The 276-nt window shown below is 59.4% G+C and carries 1 pseudogene; it reads right to left on the reverse strand.

From position 1 onward, the window contains the following. Nucleotides 1-276: pseudogene (locus tag ACQG3P_RS19630) on the reverse strand (hypothetical protein); the annotation flags it as partial.

Consider the following 276-nt stretch of genomic DNA (forward strand, 5'->3'; position numbering starts at 1 on the left):
GCCGTACACGACTCGCTTTACTCCCCCATGTGGGTGGTAAGTGACCGCCGTGGCGATAGCACCGACAGGGGTAGGTTGGCCCAAGGCGTTCGGCCCGTAGTCCAGTGTCAGCCCGCTGGGATATGGAATTGCGGCCAGCGACGCATTGGAGTCGTAGAAATACCCTACGGATTGGCTGGGACATCCGGTCTGTACAATGGCCTCGCTGGTTAACAGGCGTCGCTTGTTGTAAGTATAGTTGTTGACCACCTGGCTGCCGCCGCCATCGTTGCGGGT

Source organism: Stenotrophomonas sp. SrG, assembly GCF_050031795.1.
Classification (GTDB): Bacteria; Pseudomonadota; Gammaproteobacteria; order Xanthomonadales; family Xanthomonadaceae; genus Stenotrophomonas; species Stenotrophomonas rhizophila_A.